18 protein-coding genes and 7 tRNA genes are annotated in these 17,561 nt (G+C 68.2%); 11 read left to right on the top strand and 14 right to left on the bottom strand.

From position 1 onward, the window contains the following. Positions 1-23 precede the first annotated feature (23 nt). The 10 genes from B9Y70_RS11170 to B9Y70_RS11125 form a co-directional block, all read right to left on the bottom strand. Positions 24-464, bottom strand: coding sequence for a LemA family protein (locus B9Y70_RS11170; protein WP_420838458.1), 441 nt, complete (start codon positions 462-464; stop codon positions 24-26). Further along, positions 464-1,534, bottom strand: a complete 1,071-nt coding sequence (locus tag B9Y70_RS11165; protein WP_085550407.1) for a glycosyltransferase family 4 protein — start codon at positions 1,532-1,534, stop codon at positions 464-466. The genes B9Y70_RS11170 and B9Y70_RS11165 overlap by 1 nt, the downstream gene beginning before the upstream one ends. After that, positions 1,531-2,397: a phosphatidylinositol mannoside acyltransferase gene (locus B9Y70_RS11160; protein ID WP_085550343.1), complete on the bottom strand. Its 867-nt coding sequence runs from the start codon at positions 2,395-2,397 to the stop codon at positions 1,531-1,533. The genes B9Y70_RS11165 and B9Y70_RS11160 overlap by 4 nt, the downstream gene beginning before the upstream one ends. Further along, complete coding sequence (pgsA, locus tag B9Y70_RS11155; RefSeq protein WP_085550342.1) at positions 2,394-3,062, bottom strand: phosphatidylinositol phosphate synthase; 669 nt, start codon at positions 3,060-3,062, stop codon at positions 2,394-2,396. Before pgsA ends, B9Y70_RS11160 begins: the two co-directional genes overlap by 4 nt. After that, on the bottom strand, positions 3,055-3,615 hold the full coding sequence (locus B9Y70_RS11150; RefSeq protein WP_240309250.1) for an ATP adenylyltransferase: 561 nt from the start codon (positions 3,613-3,615) through the stop codon (positions 3,055-3,057). Before B9Y70_RS11150 ends, pgsA begins: the two co-directional genes overlap by 8 nt. Beyond that, on the bottom strand, positions 3,596-5,653 hold the full coding sequence (gene thrS / locus B9Y70_RS11145; RefSeq protein ID WP_143337627.1) for a threonine--tRNA ligase: 2,058 nt from the start codon (positions 5,651-5,653) through the stop codon (positions 3,596-3,598). The genes B9Y70_RS11150 and thrS overlap by 20 nt, the downstream gene beginning before the upstream one ends. Positions 5,654-5,898: 245 nt before the next feature. Beyond that, complete coding sequence (locus tag B9Y70_RS11140) at positions 5,899-7,164, bottom strand: Dyp-type peroxidase (protein ID WP_085550341.1); 1,266 nt, start codon at positions 7,162-7,164, stop codon at positions 5,899-5,901. A 39-nt stretch (positions 7,165-7,203) separates the two neighbouring features. Further along, the gene (locus B9Y70_RS11135; protein WP_085550340.1) at positions 7,204-7,830 is read right to left on the bottom strand and encodes a copper chaperone PCu(A)C; all 627 of its coding nucleotides are present in this window, start codon (positions 7,828-7,830) and stop codon (positions 7,204-7,206) included. A 2-nt stretch (positions 7,831-7,832) separates the two neighbouring features. Then, the gene (locus tag B9Y70_RS11130; protein WP_085550339.1) at positions 7,833-8,417 is read right to left on the bottom strand and encodes a copper resistance CopC family protein; all 585 of its coding nucleotides are present in this window, start codon (positions 8,415-8,417) and stop codon (positions 7,833-7,835) included. A 332-nt stretch (positions 8,418-8,749) separates the two neighbouring features. Continuing rightward, a tRNA-Val gene (locus B9Y70_RS11125) sits at positions 8,750-8,821 on the bottom strand. A gap of 214 nt (positions 8,822-9,035) precedes the next feature. Here B9Y70_RS11125 and B9Y70_RS11120 point away from each other — a divergent pair. From B9Y70_RS11120 to B9Y70_RS11095, 6 genes are all read left to right on the top strand, one after another. After that, positions 9,036-9,108: transfer RNA gene (locus tag B9Y70_RS11120), tRNA-Gly, on the top strand. Between the two features lie 36 nt (positions 9,109-9,144). Beyond that, positions 9,145-9,216, top strand: a tRNA-Val gene (locus B9Y70_RS11115). A gap of 23 nt (positions 9,217-9,239) precedes the next feature. After that, positions 9,240-9,312 (top strand) — tRNA-Gly (locus tag B9Y70_RS11110). Between the two features lie 43 nt (positions 9,313-9,355). Next, positions 9,356-9,426, top strand: a tRNA-Cys gene (locus B9Y70_RS11105). A 24-nt stretch (positions 9,427-9,450) separates the two neighbouring features. Next, positions 9,451-9,525, top strand: a tRNA-Val gene (locus B9Y70_RS11100). Between the two features lie 18 nt (positions 9,526-9,543). Continuing rightward, positions 9,544-9,619: transfer RNA gene (locus B9Y70_RS11095), tRNA-Gly, on the top strand. A gap of 35 nt (positions 9,620-9,654) precedes the next feature. Here B9Y70_RS11095 and B9Y70_RS11090 read toward each other — a convergent pair. Continuing rightward, the gene (locus B9Y70_RS11090; protein WP_159449817.1) at positions 9,655-10,596 is read right to left on the bottom strand and encodes an asparagine synthase C-terminal domain-containing protein; all 942 of its coding nucleotides are present in this window, start codon (positions 10,594-10,596) and stop codon (positions 9,655-9,657) included. 4 nt (positions 10,597-10,600) lie between these two features. Further along, positions 10,601-11,674, bottom strand: coding sequence for a tetratricopeptide repeat protein (locus tag B9Y70_RS11085; protein WP_143337625.1), 1,074 nt, complete (start codon positions 11,672-11,674; stop codon positions 10,601-10,603). Between the two features lie 24 nt (positions 11,675-11,698). Between B9Y70_RS11085 and B9Y70_RS11080 the strand changes: the two genes are divergently transcribed. Genes B9Y70_RS11080 through msrB form a run of 3 tightly spaced genes read left to right on the top strand, consistent with a single transcriptional unit; the run spans position 11,699 to position 14,049 of the window. After that, positions 11,699-12,433 (top strand): pyrimidine reductase family protein, encoded by a 735-nt coding sequence (locus tag B9Y70_RS11080; protein ID WP_085550404.1) that lies wholly within the window; start codon positions 11,699-11,701, stop codon positions 12,431-12,433. A gap of 10 nt (positions 12,434-12,443) precedes the next feature. Then, positions 12,444-13,703: a glycosyltransferase family 87 protein gene (locus B9Y70_RS11075; RefSeq protein ID WP_240309254.1), complete on the top strand. Its 1,260-nt coding sequence runs from the start codon at positions 12,444-12,446 to the stop codon at positions 13,701-13,703. Next, positions 13,648-14,049, top strand: a complete 402-nt coding sequence (msrB, locus tag B9Y70_RS11070; protein WP_085550336.1) for a peptide-methionine (R)-S-oxide reductase MsrB — start codon at positions 13,648-13,650, stop codon at positions 14,047-14,049. Before B9Y70_RS11075 ends, msrB begins: the two co-directional genes overlap by 56 nt. Before the next feature lie 35 nt (positions 14,050-14,084). Here msrB and hemQ read toward each other — a convergent pair whose 3' ends face one another. Beyond that, on the bottom strand, positions 14,085-14,825 hold the full coding sequence (hemQ, locus tag B9Y70_RS11065) for a hydrogen peroxide-dependent heme synthase (protein WP_085550402.1): 741 nt from the start codon (positions 14,823-14,825) through the stop codon (positions 14,085-14,087). 81 nt (positions 14,826-14,906) lie between these two features. Between hemQ and B9Y70_RS11060 the strand changes: the two genes are divergently transcribed. Together B9Y70_RS11060 and B9Y70_RS11055 are read left to right on the top strand one after the other, a co-directional pair. Continuing rightward, positions 14,907-15,506 (top strand): DUF3000 domain-containing protein, encoded by a 600-nt coding sequence (locus B9Y70_RS11060; protein ID WP_240309249.1) that lies wholly within the window; start codon positions 14,907-14,909, stop codon positions 15,504-15,506. A gap of 22 nt (positions 15,507-15,528) precedes the next feature. After that, on the top strand, positions 15,529-16,731 hold the full coding sequence (locus B9Y70_RS11055; RefSeq protein WP_085550335.1) for an HRDC domain-containing protein: 1,203 nt from the start codon (positions 15,529-15,531) through the stop codon (positions 16,729-16,731). Here B9Y70_RS11055 and B9Y70_RS11050 read toward each other — a convergent pair. Further along, the coding region (locus tag B9Y70_RS11050; RefSeq protein ID WP_085550334.1) for an HNH endonuclease signature motif containing protein at positions 16,728-17,561 on the bottom strand (834 nt) is incomplete at its 5' end. The two genes, B9Y70_RS11055 and B9Y70_RS11050, sit on opposite strands and share 4 nt — an antisense overlap.

Genomic DNA, 17,561 nt, shown 5'->3' with positions numbered 1-17,561 from the left:
ATACCCGTACGGGTATGCAAGGGTCACACCCGGTACTCGAAGAACTCCGGCAGCGGCGCGGTGCCGCCCAGGCGGAACGCGCGCACCAGGGGCCGCAGGCGCAGGGCCCGGGTGTCGGCGACGGCGTCGTTGTAGAAGCGGTGCGCCAGTTGCACGCGCACCTCGGCGTCGATGAGCTGGGCCGGCAGGTCCAACGGGGCCAGGGCCTGCGAGAGGTCGCGCTCCCGCGCGATGCGCTTCTCGACGCCCCCGTGCACCAGCGGCACCTCCTCCGCCGCCGTCGCCAGGCCGCGCACCTCCGGCAGCAGGGCCGCCACCACCGCGGCCCGCCGGTCGAGCGCCGCCTGGAGGGAGGCGAGAGCGGCGTCGGTGCGGATGTGCAGGCGGTTGAGGCGCTGGGCCGTGAAGTACGCCCACAGCAGGACGGCCGTGACCGCGACGGCGAGCAGGATCCACCACATCATCACTCCACCCCCACGGTCGTGCCGTCGGCCACGGTCTCGTAGACGGTGAGGACGTCGGAGGCGACGGTGTCCCAGTCGAAGCGCTCAGCCCGCCGCTCCCCCGCCGCGATGAGGCGGGTGCGGAGGGCGGGGTCGTCGAGAAGCAGGCGCAGCTGCGCGGCGAGGGCGGACGCCGACCCGGTCTCGAAGAGCAGGGCGGCGTCGTCGGCGACGGCGGCGAAGGCCTCGATGTCGCTGGCCACCACGGCGCAGCCGGCGGCCATCGCCTCGACGAGGACGATGCCGAAGCTCTCCCCGCCGGTGTTGGGGGCGACGTAGATGTCGGCGCGGCCGAGGATGGCGGCCTTCTCCTCATCGGAGACGCGCCCCACGAAGTCGACGCCGGGGACCTCCCTCTCGCGGCCGCCGCCGATGACGGTGACCCGGACGTCCCGGTCGAGCTGTTCCAGCGCGGCGAGCAGGATGTCGAGGCCCTTGCGGGGCTCGTCGAGGCGGCCGAGGAAGACGATCTCCGGCCTCGCCCCCGGCTCGCGGCGGGCGGCGGCGAACCGCGCGGTGTCCACGCCGTTGGGGATGAGCACCGGGTCCCCGCCCAGCTGCTCGACCTGCCAACGCCGCGCCATCTCGGAGACGGCGATGCCCCCGCGGATCTTCTCCAGCGCCGGGCGCAGCAGCGGCCGGGCCAGCTGCAGCATGAAGGACCCGGAGCTGGAGGCGTGGTACGTGGCCACGACGGGCCCGGTGGCCATCCACAGCGCCACCATGGAGTAGCTCGGGGAGTTCGGCTCGTGGATGTGGAGGACGTCGAAACGCCCCCGGGTGAGGAAGTCGCGCACCTTGGCGCGGACCGCCGGGCCGAAGCTCAGGCGCGCCACGGAACCGTTGTAGCGGATCGGCACGCTGCGCCCACCGCGGGTGACGAACTCCGGCACCTCCGTGTCCTCCGACGCCGGGCCGAGGACCTCCACATGGTGTCCCCGACCGCGCAGCACATGCGCAAGATCAAGGATGTGGGCTTGAACCCCGCCGGGTTCGTCGAAGGAGTAGGGGCAGACGACGCCGATCCTCATCGGCGCCTCCGGTCCGCCGGCCACTGGGGCTGCAGCATGTGCCAGTCCTCCGGGTGCGCGGCGATGTTGGCGGCGAACTGGTCGGCGATGCGCTGTGTGGTCGCCTCGAGAGTGTCCACCTCCAGCGCCGGGGAGGCGCTGAGCCCCCAACCGTCGGCGGTGAACCAGCAGTGCACCGCGTGCAGCGCCGCGCCGGTGTCGAGGGCCAGCTGCGCGGACCCCCGCGGGAAGGTGGTCTCCTCCCCGAAGAACTCGACCGGGACGCCGGTGCCGCGCAGGTCGCGCTCCCCCATGAGGGCGACGACACCACCCGCCTCCAGGACCTCCTGCAGCCGCGGGTAGGGCGGCTGCCCACCGGTGAGCGGCAGCACCTCGAAGCCGAGGGTCTCGCGGTAGTCGACGAACGCCCGGTAAAGCACCTCCGGCCTCAGCCGCTCCGCCACGGTGGTGAACTGCCCGTGGATGCGCGTGAGGTAGAGCCCGGCCATGTCCCAGTTGCCCGAGTGCGGCAGGGTGAGGATCACTCCCCGACCGCGCGCCAGGGAGGCGTCGAGGTGCTCGCGGCCGGTGACTCCGGCGGCGAGGCGGGCGTCGAGAAGCGGGTCGTCGAGCATCGACGGGAGGCGGAACGCCTCCCGCCAGTACCGCGCGTAGGAACGCATCGACGCGCGCACCAGATCGCGCGTGACGTTCTCCGCGCCGACGACGCGCGTGAGGTTGCGGCGCAGCATGTCCATGCCGCGGCCGTCATCGCAGGCGCGGTCGGCGGCGGCGTCGAAGAGCTTCTCGACGACCGGTTGCGGCAGGTGCCGCACCACCTTCCACCCGGCGAGATAGCCCAGGGCCACCGGATCGACGCTCATCGGCTGGCGGCCCCCTGCGGGTCGGCGTCACGGGTGCCCGGCGGCGGGGCGATGCGCTCGAGCGCCTCCGGGTTACGGGAGGCCGTGAGGAGCCGCTGGACGACGGTGTACACGGACCCGGCCGCAAGCGCCCAGAGGGCGACGTCGATGGCGTACGGCACGCCGAGGCCCTGCAGGCCGACGCCCACGAGGCCGACGATGAGGCGCTCCGGGCGTTCGACGAGACCGCCGAGGATGGTGAAGCCGCTCGCCTCGCCACGCGCCTTGACGTACGAGGTCACCTGCGAGGCGATGAGCACGACGAAGGAGGCGACGACGAGCGCCGGGTAGGCGTCGTAGGAGAAGATGAGCCACCACGTGATCGCGGCGAAGAGCGCGCCGTCGGTGATGCGGTCGCACGTGGCGTCGAGCGTCGCGCCGAAACGCGTGCCGCCGCCCCGCAGCCGGGCCATAGTGCCGTCGACGAGGTCGAAGGCGGCGAACAGCCCCGAGGCCACCGCCGCGGTGAACAGGTGGCCCTGCGGGATGAGCAGCACCGCGATGGCGCACGTGATGACCGCTCCGATGACGGTGACCACGTTGGGGGTCAGACCGAGGCGCAGGAGACCCCGCGCCACCGGCTCCACGACCACCGACGCGTGCCGTCGTCCGCGGGTGCTAAGCACGCTCGACCTCCACCCAGGCCTCGGCGAGCAGCGCACGGGTATCCCGCAGCAGCTGCGGCAGCACCTTCGTGCCCCCGAGGATGGTCAGGAAGTTCGCGTCCCCCGACCAGCGCGGCACGATGTGCATGTGGATGTGGTCACCCACCGACCCGCCCGAGGCCTTGCCCAGGTTGAACCCGACGTTGATGCCCTCCGGGTTGGACACCTTCTTGAGCACCTTCACCGCGGTGGTGACGAAACCCATGAGCTCCGTCATCTCCTCCGGCGAGAGGTCCTCGAGGTCGGCCGTCTGGCGGTACGGGATGACCATCATGTGCCCGGCGTTGTACGGGTACAGGTTGAGGATCGCGTACACCAGCTCACCGCGGGCGACGATGAGGGCGTCCTCGTCGGACATCTTCGGCGCCTCGACGAACGGGTCGGAGGGCTTCTCCGCACCGGCGGCCGGGCGATTCCTGATGTAGCCCATCCGGTACGGCGCCCACAGGCGGGTGAGCGCGTCCTCCTCGCCGACGCCGGTGTCGGTCCAGGTGTTAGCTGCGGCGGGCTGCAAGGGCTTCCTCGCTCGGCTGCTCGTTGACACGGTCGGAGACCCAGGCGTCGATGAGCTCGATCGCCTCGGCCACCGGCACGCCGTTGACCTGGGTGCCGTCGAGGAAACGGAAGCTCACGGCGTCCGCCTCCACGTCGCGCGCACCGGCCAGCAGCATGAAGGGCACCTTGCCGGTGGTGTGGTTGCGGATCTTCTTCTGCATGCGGTCGTCCGAGGTGTCGACGTCGGCGCGGATGCCGCGCTTACGCAGCTCCGCGGTGATCTCCTCCAGGTGGGGGGAGAAGTCCTCCGCCACCGGGATACCCATGACCTGGTGCGGGGCCAGCCACACCGGGAACGCGCCGGCGTAGTGCTCGAGGAGGACGCCGAAGAATCGCTCGATGGAGCCGAAGAGCGCGCGGTGGATCATGATGGGGCGCTTCTTGGTGCCGTCGTTCGCGGTGTACTCGAGGTCGAAACGCTCCGGCAGGTTGAAGTCCAGCTGGACGGTCGACATCTGCCAGGTGCGGCCGATGGCGTCGCGGGCCTGGACGGAGATCTTCGGGCCGTAGAAGGCGGCACCCTCCGGGTCCGGCACGAGATGCAGGCCGGAGTTGTCGGCCACGCGCTGCAGGATCTCGGTGGAACGCTCCCAGATCTCGTCCGAACCGACCGACTTCTTCGGATCCCGGGTCGACAGCTCGAGGTAGAAGTCGTCGAGGCCGTAGTCCTTGAGCAGGGAGATGATGAACTCCAGGACGGAGGTCAGCTCGACCTCGAGCTGGTCCTCGGTGCAGTAGATGTGGGCGTCGTCCTGCGTGAAGCCGCGGGCGCGGGTGAGGCCGTGGATGACGCCGGACTTCTCGTAGCGGTAGACCGTGCCGAACTCGAACAGACGCAGCGGCAGCTCACGGTAGGAACGCCCGCGCGACGCGAAGATGAGGTTGTGCATCGGGCAGTTCATCGGCTTGGCGTAGTAGTCCTGGCCCGGCTTGGTCTCGTTGCCGTCCTCGTCGTACTCAGCGTCGAGCTGCAGCGGCGGGAACATGCCGTCCTTGTAGAAGTCCAGGTGGCCGGACTTCTGGAACAGGTCACCCTTGGTGATGTGCGGGGTGTTGACGAAGGAGTAGCCCGCCTCGATGTGGCGGCGGCGGGAGTGCTCCTCCATCTCCAGGCGGATGATGCCGCCGTTGGGGTGGAACACCGGGAAACCGGAGCCGATCTCGTCCGGGAAGGAGAACAGGTCGAGTTCGGAGCCCAGGCGACGGTGGTCGCGCTTCTCCGCCTCGGCCAGCATGTGCTGGTACTCCTCGAGGGACTCCTTGTCCTCCCAGGCGGTGCCGTAGATGCGCTGCAGGCCGGCGTTGTCCTGGTCGCCGCGCCAGTAGGCGGCGGAGGAACGGGTGATGGCGAACGCCGGGATGTAGCGGGTGGTGGGCACGTGCGGGCCACGGCACATGTCCGACCACTCGACCTCGCCGGTGCGCGGGTTGAGGTTGTCGTATGCGGTCAGTGCACCGGCGCCGATCTCCGTGGCCTCGTCCGAGTCGGGGTCGATGTTGCCCTTGTCGGCGACGAGCTCCAGCTTGAAGGGCTCGTTCGCCAGCTCCTCGGCGGCAGCCTCGGTGGAGGCGTAGGTGCGGCGCTCGAACTTCTGGCCCGACTTGATGATCTTCTTCATCCGCTTCTCGATCCTCCTGAGATCCTCCGGGGTGAAGGGCTCGGCGACCTGGAAGTCGTAGTAGAAGCCGTTGTCGATGGCCGGGCCGATGCCCAGCTTCGTGCCCGGGAACTCGGCCTGGACGGCCTGGGCCAGCACGTGGGCGCAGGAGTGGCGGATCACGGAGCGGCCGGCCTCGGAGCTGGCCGGGACGGGCGTGAACTCGGCGTCGGTCTCCGGGGTGTGGGACAGGTCGCGGAGGTTGCCCTCGGCGTCCTGGACCACGACGATCGCGTCCGGGCCCTTGTTCGGCAGATCCAGCTCCCGCATCGCGGTGCCGACGGGAGTGCCGGCCGGGACCGTGAAGGACGGGAAAGCGGGGGCGGTGGTGTTCACCATGAGTGTGCTGCGCTCCTTAACTTGCGCTCGCGCAGGCGGCGGCATACCTGGCCGCTGCCTGCTTGTCTCTGACGGGCACGGCTGCGATCCCCCACCGGTGTGCAGGGCGCAGACGCTTCGCGCAACATACTACCCCGCGGGGTGGCCGCGGCCCGCAGTGGCGGTGCGGGGAAGCGTCGGAGGACGGGCGACGCGGCACGGGGACCACCACAGTGCCCGTGCCGCGTCCGGTGTGCGCGGCGTCGTCACGCCTCCAGCAGGCGCTGCCCCCAGTAGGCGTCGCCGGTGGAACCGTCGGCGCTGGTGCCCGGCGGCATCCAGTACACCGCGGAACCGATGTGGGTGATCCACTCGTTCATGCGGTCGGCCTCGTCGAGACGCTGCTGGATCGGGTCGTACTGCGTGACCGGGTCCTTCTGGTAGCAGATGAACACCAGGCCCGAGTTGGACAGCTGCTCGCTGCCCGGCTCTGGGGCGATGTCGTAGTTGTAGGGGCGGCGGAGGATGCGCTGCTCCGGGTGACCGTCGGCCGGCTTGGCGCGGAAGACGTGGCTCTGGTGGTCGATGACCGGCAGGCCGAACTTGTCGGTGGCCTCGAAGTCGGGCTCGTCGAACTCGTTCTCACCGGTCAGCGGGGCACCGTTGTCGAGGGTGCGGCCCAGGGCCTCCTCGCGGGAGGGACGGTCGAGCATCTCCCACGTGTCCATGTTCATGTTGATGCGGCGCAGGACCATCGAGGTGGAGCCCTGCATCCACTCCGGGGTGTCGTCCCCGATCCACACCTGCTCGTCGAATTGCTCCTCCTCGCGGGGGTTGACGGTTCCGTCGACCTGGCCGAAGAGGTTGCGCGGGGTCTCGCCCGGGGTGTGGGCACCGTCGGCGCGCAGGAAGCCCTGCTGCATCCAGTGCACCCGCGCGTAGTCCATGCCGGACCGCACGAGGTGGCGCGTGGCATGGGAGAGCATCGTCGGGTCGTCGGAGCAGACCTGGATGACCAGGTCGGTCTGCCCCCACTTCTCGTCGAGCTGGTCCAGCTTGTACTCGGGAAGCGGGCGCAGCCAGTCCGGCCGCTTGTCGACGGCGTCGATCACCTCGAACACGCGCGGCCCGAAGCCGCACGTGACGGTGAGGTTCGCGGGCGCGACCACCAGCTCCGGCTCCAGGCTGCCCAGCGGGGTCTCACCGGTGCACAGGCGCCGAGAGTCCTCCGACCAGGACGTCATGAGACGGGAGACCGCCCCCCGGTCCACCCCGTCGACGAAGTTGAAGCCGATGAGGTTGAGGTTGGCCTGGGCCGGGGTGGCGATACCCGCCTGATGCTCACCGTCGAAGGGGACGATGGCGTCATAGAGCCGGGGGGTGTCGCCCGCCGGGTCCGGTGACTCCTGCTGCGCCATGGGGTTGGTGGTCGCGGCGGGATCGGATTCCCCGGTGGAGCAGGCCGCGAGGGCCGCGCCACCGGCGGTCACCGACAGTCCGGTGAGGAATCCACGGCGGGTCAGAGGGAACATTGCGCTGGTGTCACTTCCTTCAGGGTGGTGCGGGGGTGCTTAGTGGGGCATCTCGGCGGACTCGTCGGCGCCACCGTGGTTCTCACCCATCTGGTGGCCCTGGAGGGAGCCGTCGGCACCGTAGCTCTCCTCGCCGGAGGCGATGGTGCGGACCGGCAGGTCCTTGACCTCCTGCGTGGAGCCGTCACCGAACTCGAGGACAATGTCGATGGTGTCGCCGGCCTCGATCGGCTCGGTGTAGTCCATGAGCATCATGTGATCGCCGCCCGGCTTGAGCTCGTACTCCTCGCCGGCGGGCAGGACGAAGCCGCCCGGCTTCATCTGCATGACACCGTCGACGACCTCGTGCAGCTCGTAGGTCGGGACGTCGAGGTTGGAGGTGAAGCCGACGATGTTGATGTCCTCGTCGCTGTTGTTGGTGAAGATGCCGAAGATGCCGGTCATGTCCTTCTCGGCGGGCTTGGCCTTGACGAAGCCCTCGGTGAAGGTGACCCATTCAGCGTTCTCGCCCTCGGCGGTGGCGTCGGTGGCGTCGGCTGCGGCGGTGGTCGCGGTGGCGGTTGCCGTGCCGGTGGTGGTGGCGTCATCACCGTTGTCGGTGCAGCCCACGAGGGTGAGGGCGGAGACGGCGAGAACGGACAGTGCGATACGGCCTCGGGTGAACATTTCTACTCCTGTGTGTTGTGTCGTCCCCGGGCGAGCATCATGACGATGACGCCGAGGATGGCGAGTATGCCCACGCCTGCCAGGATCCACACGAGCGGACCCTGCAGCATTCCGGCCTCCGTGTCCGCGCTTTGCGACGTCCCGTCGTCGACGGTCGTCGTTTCAGGCGCGGAGTCGGTGGCACCGGACTCCCGCTCGCCGGCCACCGTGAAGGTGGTCATTCCGCGGGTGGAGTGACCGTCGGAGGACGTGATCTGGAAGCCGATGCGGTAATCACCGGCGCCCGGGTCGACGTCCTCCGGGACCTCGATACTCACCATGCGACCGTCGATGGTCGGCGGGCCGGAGAAGAGGATCTCCCCGGAGTCGATGTCCGAGATGGCGAACGTGTTGAAGTCTTCCTTCACGTAGCCGGAGAACTCCAGCTCGATGATCTCCGGGAACTCCTGCACGACCTCCTCGTTAGCGGGGTTACCGCCGATGACGACGTCGTGGGCCGAGGCCACCGGGGACGCCAGCGCCAGGGCGGCGACCGCTGCTACGATCGCCGTGACACGGGTGCGGGGCTGCGACACGGGGAGATTCACCTTCGCTTCTCTTCGGATCCGGGAATGTTGTCAGGGACATACGATACCCGCACCGTGCGGGCATCAATAGAGCTGTCGCTGTGGTGGGGGACATAGTTCCCGGGCCCGTTCCCGGGGCCGGGAATTTCATTCAATTCCACAGAACGTTGCTGCGTCATACAAGGCTGCGGCCAGCGAGTTCATTCCCCACCAGCGGAAACTGTGATCCGAGGCACGTTGCTCCAACTTCTGACGGATACCTATACCCTACGTGGGTATGATTGACATCTCAATCCTTCGATGGACCGGAAATGCGGAAGGCCCCATCCCGAACGTGGGATGGGGCCTGGTTGTGGTCCTAGCTGGGTTCGAACCAGCGACCTTTCCGGTGTGAACGGAACGCTCTTCCACTGAGCCATAGGACCGTGTGCGTTAAGAAACCTTACACACAGCCGCCCGATTCGACCTAATCCGCAGGTCAGCCACCCCTTCCACCGGGCCGCGGTCCAGTGAATGACAGGGATGTCATTCAGGGCCGGGGAAGTGCGCCGTTTTCCCGCCCCCACCTGGCGATTTGTGTTCTGAACGTCGTTGAGGATAAAGTTTTGACTCGCACCACGGCAACAGCCACGGTGCGATGCGGATGTAGCGCAGTTGGTAGCGCATCACCTTGCCAAGGTGAGGGTCGCGAGTTCGAGTCTCGTCATCCGCTCTCATTTCACCGGGCCAATCGGTATGAAATGAACCCGCGCGATTAGCTCAGCGGGAGAGCGCTTCCCTGACACGGAAGAGGTCACTGGTTCAATCCCAGTATCGCGCACAGAGACCCACAAGGTCTCGTTTGCGGATGTAGCGCAGTTGGTAGCGCATCACCTTGCCAAGGTGAGGGTCGCGAGTTCGAGTCTCGTCATCCGCTCTGGTACCTTCTCACCAAGGTACCTTCGAGGCGGAGACGCCACGGTGGAATGGCCGAGTGGTGAGGCAACGGTCTGCAAAACCGTGCACACGGGTTCGATTCCCGTTTCCACCTCTGGTCAGGATCTTTCTGACCCAAGCGCGTTTAGCTCAGCGGGAGAGCGCTTCCCTGACACGGAAGAGGTCACTGGTTCAATCCCAGTATCGCGCACCAAGACCCTCGGGTCTTCAAGCGGATGTAGCGCAGTTGGTAGCGCATCACCTTGCCAAGGTGAGGGTCGCGAGTTCGAGTCTCGTCATCCGCTCCACCACATCCCCCCGGGTTCACGCCCGGGGGGATTGTTCATTTCCGCTCGCGCTCCAGTTCGCGCAGCCACAGGCGGGCAACGAGGAATTCCAGCGACTCCTCCGCCGGGTCACTGTAGGTCGTACCCAGCACCTCGCGGCTCAGCGCGTCCCGCGCCTGCGCGACGAGGGTGTCCACTCCCCCGCTCGACATCTGCATCGCATGCTTCTTCGCCTGCACGAGCTCCCGGGGTATCCCGAGCGACCGGGCGGTCAGCCGGTGCAGATGCTTATCGACGCCCCTCGGCCCCCGCACCACATCTGGGTGAATCCGCAACGCAAGCTCGTAGGCCCGACGGGTCTGCCAGACCTGAATGTGCCGCGAGGGATCGTCGATGAGCCGTTCATAGAAGTCGGGGATGAATCGGTCCCGGGTGAAGTTGGCGGCGACCTTCGACCGGACCGCCTCGTCCCATGCTTCCACGTCGATCCGGCCGTCCGCCCCGCCGAGGAAGAGAGCGTCTGCGCCGGCACCGGTGATGAGGGCACCCCGCAGACCCCGGGACGCGGCATGCTGGTCAATGGCCAGCAGGGTGGCCCCCGCCAGCACCTCCCACGGGTCGGAACTGTCGAGTCGACGCACCGTGTCCCGCGTGATCCCGAGCCACCGCTCGGCATCGGGTGCCACCACGTCATGGGGGATACCGAGGTGCTCCGCCACCCGCCGGGCGGTCTCCAGTTCCTCCGTCGCCGAACCGTGGCCCGGATGTGCCAGGGTGAGGGCGACGAAGTCCCCGTCACCGCGATTGAGGGTCGCCGCCACCGCCGCGATGAGGATGGAGTCGATCCCGCCGGACAGCAGGAGGATCTGGGGGGCCGGGTACGCCGCGCAGACCGCCTCGAGACGGTCCCGCAGGAAGGCGACGATCATCCTCGACGCCTCGCCGGGGTCCGAGATGTCGTAGGTTCCGGGCACACTCGTGTCCGTGACATCTGCCACGTATTCACAGTCCAGCCGGGTCATGGTCAACCTCCGGGAGTTCGATGTAGGTACGGCGGTCCGGTCGTGACAGGAGTCGGACCATGACGAAGAAGAAGATCAGGAAGATCGAGGCCGCGGAGATCACACCGATCCTCTCCCACATGGACAGGTCGCCCGCCACCGTCGCACCCACCGTGGCGGCCAACAGTCCGATGAGGGCGGTGAACAGCGCTAGGATCTCCATCACCCGGAAAAGCATCGACTGGTACTCCGATCGGAGTTTGTCTCCGTAGGCGGTCACGGTGGACCGGAGCTGATTCTGCTGATCCTGCCCGAGGCGGGTGATCATGTCGTGCATCTGCCACTCGTTCGTGATGAAGAAGCGCTGACGTGCGTAGTCACCGTGGATGGACAGGAGTTCGGCGGGCAGGTGGTAGATGGCGGTGTCGATGGCGTCGAGAGCCGCCTGGTAGTCGTGGAGGCGGCGGTGTCCGTCGGCCCTTCTCATCCAGGCGTTGAAGTCGTTCGGATGCTGCCGGATGATCCGCCTGCCGAGGTCCACCATGAGCGAACCGTAAGACGCGTGCGGCGAGAGCCACAGACCGTGGAGGACCAGATGCTGTAACTTGCGGATGGAGGTGGCCTCCGCGACGACACGGACCTCCTCCCCGGGCACCTGCTCCCCCGCCGCCAGTCGTGCAAACAGCTCGAAGGCGTCGGCGATATTGCCCTCCTCCAGCAGATGGGGGCCGATGATGCTGAGGATCTGGTGTATCTTCCGGTGATCGAAATCGAAACGCGAGCCCTGCAGCGCCAGCACCGCCAGGGCGGCGTCGCGATGGGGATCCCCCGAGCCCACCAACTGCTCGTTCGAGATGACCACCGGAGCCCCCAGGCCCTGGCAGCGTGCCTCCCACGCCAGGTCGGTGAGGACGTCGAAATCCCGCACCACCGACAGGCCCGTGTCCCCCGCCCACCGGGACACCTTCAGCGCCCATTGGGAACCGTGGTCACGCACGTGCCGCTCCCGTGCTTCTGCACTCGTTCTCAGCTCCGCAAGGGGATCGTTGGCCTGCTTGTCTCCACTGTCAGTCACAGGAGTCAGTGTAGAGTGCCGACCATGCGTCATGGAGCCGAGGAACCCCTCCTGCCCCACCTCGTCGGACCGGTACTCGATGTGGGCGTCCCCGAATGCCGCGCCCTGGCGGTCACCACGGTCTCCGGTTCCGGCACGGTCGACGGCAGCTCCCGCCCCCTGGGCAATGCCACCGACCATCACCTTCTCGTGGCGCTGCGCAACTGGGCGGACGTGGTCCTGGTCGGTGGTCGCACGGCCGTCACGGAGAACTACTTCGGCGTCCGCACCGACGACACCGTCGCTTCTCGACGCCGCGCCGGCGGACAGTCACCCGTCGCCCCCGTCGCGGTGGTCACCCGCACCCTCGATCTCGACCCCACCAGTCAGTTGTTCTGGAACACGTTCACTCCCCCGCTGCTGCTGGTCCCCGACGCCGCTCTCACCGACGCGTCACTGGCCGAGCGTCGCGAGCAACTCAAGGCGGCGGGTGCGCAGTTGACCCCGACCGGCAGCGGGTCCGCGGAAGAGATCGTGCAGGCACTGCATCAACGGGGCCTCACCCGGATCGTCTGCGAGGGCGGTCCCGGGATCTACTCCCTCATGTTCGCCGCGGGCCTGGTCGACCTGCTCCACCTGACGGTGGACCCGCTGCTGCAGGTTCCCGTCGAGAAACCACTCTTCGCCGGGGACGTCGCCGTCCGACACCGCCTGCAGCTGGAACACCACGCGGCGACCGACGACGGTACCCTTTTCCTCCGCTACCGTGCGGTACGGTGATCGCGTGAATGTGACGAGCCTGTGGGTCGCCCGGACCCCCCTGACCGAGCCCACCGAGCGACCACTCACGCGCGTCGACATCATCGGCCGCGCCGTCGCGTGGCCCCTCGCCATCGTGCTCGTCCTCCACCGCGTGTTCGTCCTCGCGCTCAACGGCTCCGTCACCGACGACTTCACCACCGTGTGGTCCGCCGTGCGCCGCTCCCTCGACGGGGTGCCCGTCTACAACGAGATCTACCACCACGTCGACCCGCATTACCTCTACAACCCGGGCGCCACCTTGCTGCTTAGCCCCCTCGGGTGGCTGACAGACCACGACTCCGCGCGCACCGCCTTCATCGTCGCCAACGCGCTGGCCGTCATCGCCGCCCTCGGGCTGCTTACGAAGATGTTCGGTTACTCCCTGCGCGGGGTGGTGTGGCCGGCGTCCATCGCCCTGGCCTTCCTCACCGAGTCCGTACGCAACACGCTCATCTTCTCCAACATCAACGGCCTGCTGCTGCTCGCCCTCGTCGGCTACCTGTGGCTGCTGCTGCGCGGGAGCAGCTGGGCGGCGGGCGTGGTGATCGGCCTGGCTATCCTCATCAAGCCCCAGTTCGCACCGCTGCTGTTCCTCCCCGCCGTCAAACTCGACTGGCGGGCCGTCACCGGCGGCCTGGCCGTCCCCGTGGTGTCCAACCTGGTGGCCTGGCCGCTCGTCCCCGGGGCCTCCGACTATCTCACCCGGCTCGTCCCCTACCTCTCCGAGGTCCGCGACTACGCCAACTCCTCCCTCGCCGGTGCCGCCGTCTACTTCGGCATGCCGCCGCTGCTCGAGAACGCCCTGTGGCTGCTCTTCGCCGCCATCGTCGCCGTCGGCGTCATCGTCCTCCTCCGCTGGCGCTACACCGACCCCCTCCTGTGGGCCACGACCACCACCGGACTGCTCATGACCGGAGTGTTCTTCCTGTCCTCCCTCGGCCAGATGTACTACTCCATGATGCTGTTCCCCATGATGTTCACCGTCCTGCAGCGCACCAGCGTCTTCCACACCTGGCCCGCCTGGGTCGCCGCCTTCCTCTTCCTCACCCCCGAGTCCTTCCACTCCTGGCGCGCCGTCGACCTCACCCGCTGGCTCGACTTCTTCCACCCCACCCTCGGCTGGGCCCTCATGCTCGTCGTCATCACCACCTGCACAGTCGTCTGGTGGCGCACCGAATCTGTAGACTTCTCGCATGACCGACTTCAAGCTGATCAGCGACGACCAGTGGCGCGAGCGCCTCACCCCTGAGGAATTCCACGTCCTCCGCCGCGCCGGCACCGAACCACCCCACGTCGGTGAATACACCGACACCACCACCGAAGGCGTCTACTCCTGCCGCGCCTGCGGCACCGAACTCTTCCGCTCCACCGAGAAGTTCGACAGCCACTGCGGCTGGCCCTCCTTCTTCTCCCCCCTCGCCGCCGACCGCATCATCGAAAGGCGCGACACCTCCCACGGCATGATCCGCGTCGAGGTCCTCTGCGCCGCCTGCGAATCCCACCTCGGCCACGTCTTCGAGGGCGAGGGCTACGACACCCCCACCGACCTGCGCTACTGCATCAACTCGATCTCGCTGACGCTGACGCCCCGCTGACCACGGGGGACAACGGGGCGTCGATAAGCGGGATTCTAGGGCAGGATCGCGGCGACCTCGCCGATGTCCGCCACGCGGCGACCGGAGAAGAACGGGGTCTCCTCACGCACGTGCAGGCGGGCGTCCGTGTAGCGCATCTGATGCATCAGATCGACGATGCGGTCCAGGCGCGGGCCCTCGAAGGCCAGCATCCACTCGTAGTCACCCAGCGCGAAGGCCGGCACCGTGTTCGCCCGCACATCCGGGAAATCGCGCGCCGCCTGGCCGTGCTCCGCGAGGATACGACGACGCTCCTTCGGATCCAGCAGGTACCACTCGTAGGAACGGACGAACGGGTACACCGTGATCCACGCCTCCGCCTCCTCACCCATGATGAACGACGGCAGATGCGAACGGTTGAACTCCGCCGGGCGGTGCAGACCCGTGCCGATCCACGTCGACTCCAGCAGCTGACCCAGCACCGTCGTCCGACGGAAACCCTGGTACGCGGCCTGCAGATCCTCGAACTCCTCCGCATGCCACCAGATCATCAGATCCGCCTCGGCATTGATGCCCGACACGTCGTAGATGCCACGGACCACAACCTTCTCCTCGGCCGCGAGCGCGTCGAAGAAGGCGCGGGCCTCGGTGATGATCTCCTCACGTTCGGTACCCAGCGCACCCGGAATGGCGCGGAAGGTGACGAACTGGGTGTAGCGCTGCATGCTGTTGAGCTCATCGAAGTTCAGTTTGCTCACGGAATCCTCTTTCTTCAGTGGGGAGGCGATGCCATCCATCATAAGTTGGACGCCCCTGCCCGGGGCAACCCACGGCGCGCCTCCCCCGCCGCACGCACCCGCCTGGTTAGTTTTGAGAGCGTGTTCACCCCAGACGCTTCCGAGACCCCGACGCCGCTGAACCCCGACGCCGGAACCCCGGCCGCCTTCACACAGGCCGTCGAGTCGATGCACACCGCGCAGCTCCGCGACGAGATCACCCTCGGCACGATCCGCCCGCCGCAGCGCCTGGCACCGTTCAGCCACGCCATCGGCCTCGAGGTCGAACGCACCTGGGACGAGGCCGAAACCGACGGCGACGCCTTCGGCCGCCTCATCCTCCTCCACGACCCCGGCGCCGAAGAGGCCTGGGAGGGTGCCATGCGCCTCGTCGCCTACATCCAGGCCGACATGGACCACGAGGTCGCCTCCGACCCGCTGCTCCCCGACGTCGCCTGGGAATGGCTCACCGAAGGACTCGCCGGCACCGGCGCCGCGCACACCAACCTCGGCGGCACCGTCACCGCCACCGCCTCCGTCCGCTTCGGCGAGATCGGCGGCCCCCCGCGCGCCCACCAGCTGGAGATGCGCGCCTCCTGGACCGCCTCCGACCTCGACCTCGCGCCGCACGTCGTCGCCTTCTCCCGCGTCCTCGCCAACGTCGCCGGCCTGCCCCCGGAGGGTGTCTCCCGTCTCACCTGAGGCTGGTTTAAGCTGGGTAGCCATGACGGCCCTGACCACGCCCCGTGAGGGAATCCCCCGCGTCCTGTCGACGCCCGCCGATTTCACCGCGGCCGCCTCCGCACTGGCATCCGGTCAGGGCCCGCTGGCCATCGACACCGAACGCGCCTCCGGCTTCCGTTACGACGACCGCGCCTTCCTCGTCCAGATCCGCCGCCGCGACGTCGGCACCTTCCTCCTCGACCCCGAAGGCGCCCGCCCCGAGTTCACCGCCGCCCTCGCCCCCGTCCTCAACGGGCAGGACTGGATCATCCACGCCGCCCCCTCCGACCTGCCGTCGCTCGCCTGGCTGGGCCTGTACCCCGGCACCCTCTTCGACACGGAGCTGGCGGGGCGCCTCGCCGGATTCGACCACGTCAACCTCGCCGCGATGATCGAGATGCTTTTCGACGTCCACCTCGCCAAAGGCCACGGCGCCGAAGACTGGTCCCAGCGCCCCCTCCCCGCCGACTGGCTCGCCTACGCCGCCCTCGACGTGGAGCTGCTCTTGGAGCTCGGCGACACCATGGCCGAGATTCTCGACGGGCAGGGCAAGCTCGACTGGGCGTCCCAGGAGTTCGAGTACATTCGCCGCGGGCACGCCTCCATCACCGGGCCGACGGAGTCGACGTGGCGCGCGATGAAGGGCGTGTCATCGCTCACCCGCCCCGAACAGCTGGCCGTCGCCCGTGAACTGTGGATGACCCGCGAGTCGATCGCCGTCGCCGATGACCGCGCCGTGTCCCGCATCCTGCCGACGAAGGTCCTCATCGAGGTGGCCCGCACCTTGCCCCGCACGAGCCGCGACCTGGCCCGGGTGAAGGGGTTCCCGGCCCGCCGCCGTTCGGCCGTGCGGTTCTGGGGCGAGGTCATCGACCGGGCGCTCGGATCCGACCCCCGGACGTGGCCGAAGCGGGAGCGGCCCCCACGGGGCCTGCCGTCGCGTCAGGCGTGGGCCAACGAGTACCCGGAGTCCTACGAACGCTTCTCGACGGCCCGCGAGCTCATCGACGACCTCTCCGCCGAGGTGGAGATCCCCACCGAGAACATCCTCAGGCCCGCCACCCTGCGCGCCGTCGCCTGGGCGGCGACCGCCGGCCGGGAGGTCCGCTCCACGCTGGAGGTGCCGGATCTGCTCCGCGCGCACGAGGCCCGCGACTGGCAGATCGAGCTGACCGCCCCGATCCTCACCGAGACCCTTTTCTAGGCGTCGGCGAGCAGCCCCATCGCGGAGAGTGTCCGGATTGGGTGGGTGTTGGTTCTCGGTGGTCCGCCGTCGGGTGGGTGGTGGACCACTCCGCCGGGTTCTCGTGCCAGCCGGCCGTGCCTCGGTGGGGTGTCGGGATCGTCGTCGTTGCGGGCGTTGTGTACCCGACACGCCATCGTGAGGTTGTCCAGGTTCGTTTCCCCGCCGTGTTTCCAGGGGGTCAGGTGGTGTACCTGGCACTGATCGGCCGGTGTCGTACACCCCGGTGTGGGGCACAGGATCGTCTCCGCCGCCAACAACATCCGCTGCTTGAAGCTCGCGCAGCGTTGATCCCGGTAGAGGTTGACCCCACCGTCGACCGGGTCGTAGACACCGACCAGGCCGTGGGAGGCCATCTCATGCTCCACCAGCTCCTTGCCCGTGACCGTGGTGCCATCAGTCAGGGCGAACACCGTCTCATCGCCTTCCTGGCGCAGCACAGCCGCGTAGTCGGGTAGTGCCATGACCACCAGCGGCACCACCGGCGGGGTTGAACCGCCTGCCACACCACTTGTGAGGTGCTGGTAGGCGGCATCAGCCATCGCCGGTTCGTACCCCAGGCGGGGATCCGCGGCCCGGGCCTGGTCCGCGGCAGGCAGCAGGGTGGCGATGATGTGGGAGATCTGGCGTTCCGGCAGAGTGAGGGTCAGGGTGCGCATGCCGAGGGCGTCGGTGTTCTTACCCCCGCGTAGGGCTCGTTTGCCGTAGGCCTTCGCCGCCGCATCCTTGACCGTGCGGTTGTGGTCACGCACCCGGGCGGCGGCCGCCCGATCAATCTCACCCACCGTGCC

The sequence above is a fragment of the Corynebacterium pollutisoli genome, from assembly GCF_900177745.1.
In the GTDB taxonomy this organism is placed as follows: Bacteria; Actinomycetota; Actinomycetes; order Mycobacteriales; family Mycobacteriaceae; genus Corynebacterium; species Corynebacterium pollutisoli.
The sequence above is the reverse complement of the archived record's forward strand: the minus strand, read 5'-3'. Positions and strand labels throughout refer to the sequence as shown.

What these genes read in the sequence shown, in the direction of transcription:
- msrB (WP_085550336.1), top strand. Translation starts at nt 13,648, where the DNA reads ATGACCGACTTCAAGCTGATCAGCGACGACCAGTGGCGCGAGCGCCTC.
- hemQ (WP_085550402.1), bottom strand. Translation starts at nt 14,825, where the DNA reads ATGGATGGCATCGCCTCCCCACTGAAGAAAGAGGATTCCGTGAGCAAA.
- B9Y70_RS11170 (WP_420838458.1), bottom strand. Translation starts at nt 464, where the DNA reads ATGATGTGGTGGATCCTGCTCGCCGTCGCGGTCACGGCCGTCCTGCTG.
- B9Y70_RS11160 (WP_085550343.1), bottom strand. Translation starts at nt 2,397, where the DNA reads ATGAGCGTCGATCCGGTGGCCCTGGGCTATCTCGCCGGGTGGAAGGTG.
- B9Y70_RS11055 (WP_085550335.1), top strand. Translation starts at nt 15,529, where the DNA reads ATGACGGCCCTGACCACGCCCCGTGAGGGAATCCCCCGCGTCCTGTCG.
- B9Y70_RS11165 (WP_085550407.1), bottom strand. Translation starts at nt 1,534, where the DNA reads ATGAGGATCGGCGTCGTCTGCCCCTACTCCTTCGACGAACCCGGCGGG.
- B9Y70_RS11080 (WP_085550404.1), top strand. Translation starts at nt 11,699, where the DNA reads ATGCGTCATGGAGCCGAGGAACCCCTCCTGCCCCACCTCGTCGGACCG.
- B9Y70_RS11140 (WP_085550341.1), bottom strand. Translation starts at nt 7,164, where the DNA reads ATGTTCCCTCTGACCCGCCGTGGATTCCTCACCGGACTGTCGGTGACC.
- thrS (WP_143337627.1), bottom strand. Translation starts at nt 5,653, where the DNA reads ATGGTGAACACCACCGCCCCCGCTTTCCCGTCCTTCACGGTCCCGGCC.
- B9Y70_RS11135 (WP_085550340.1), bottom strand. Translation starts at nt 7,830, where the DNA reads ATGTTCACCCGAGGCCGTATCGCACTGTCCGTTCTCGCCGTCTCCGCC.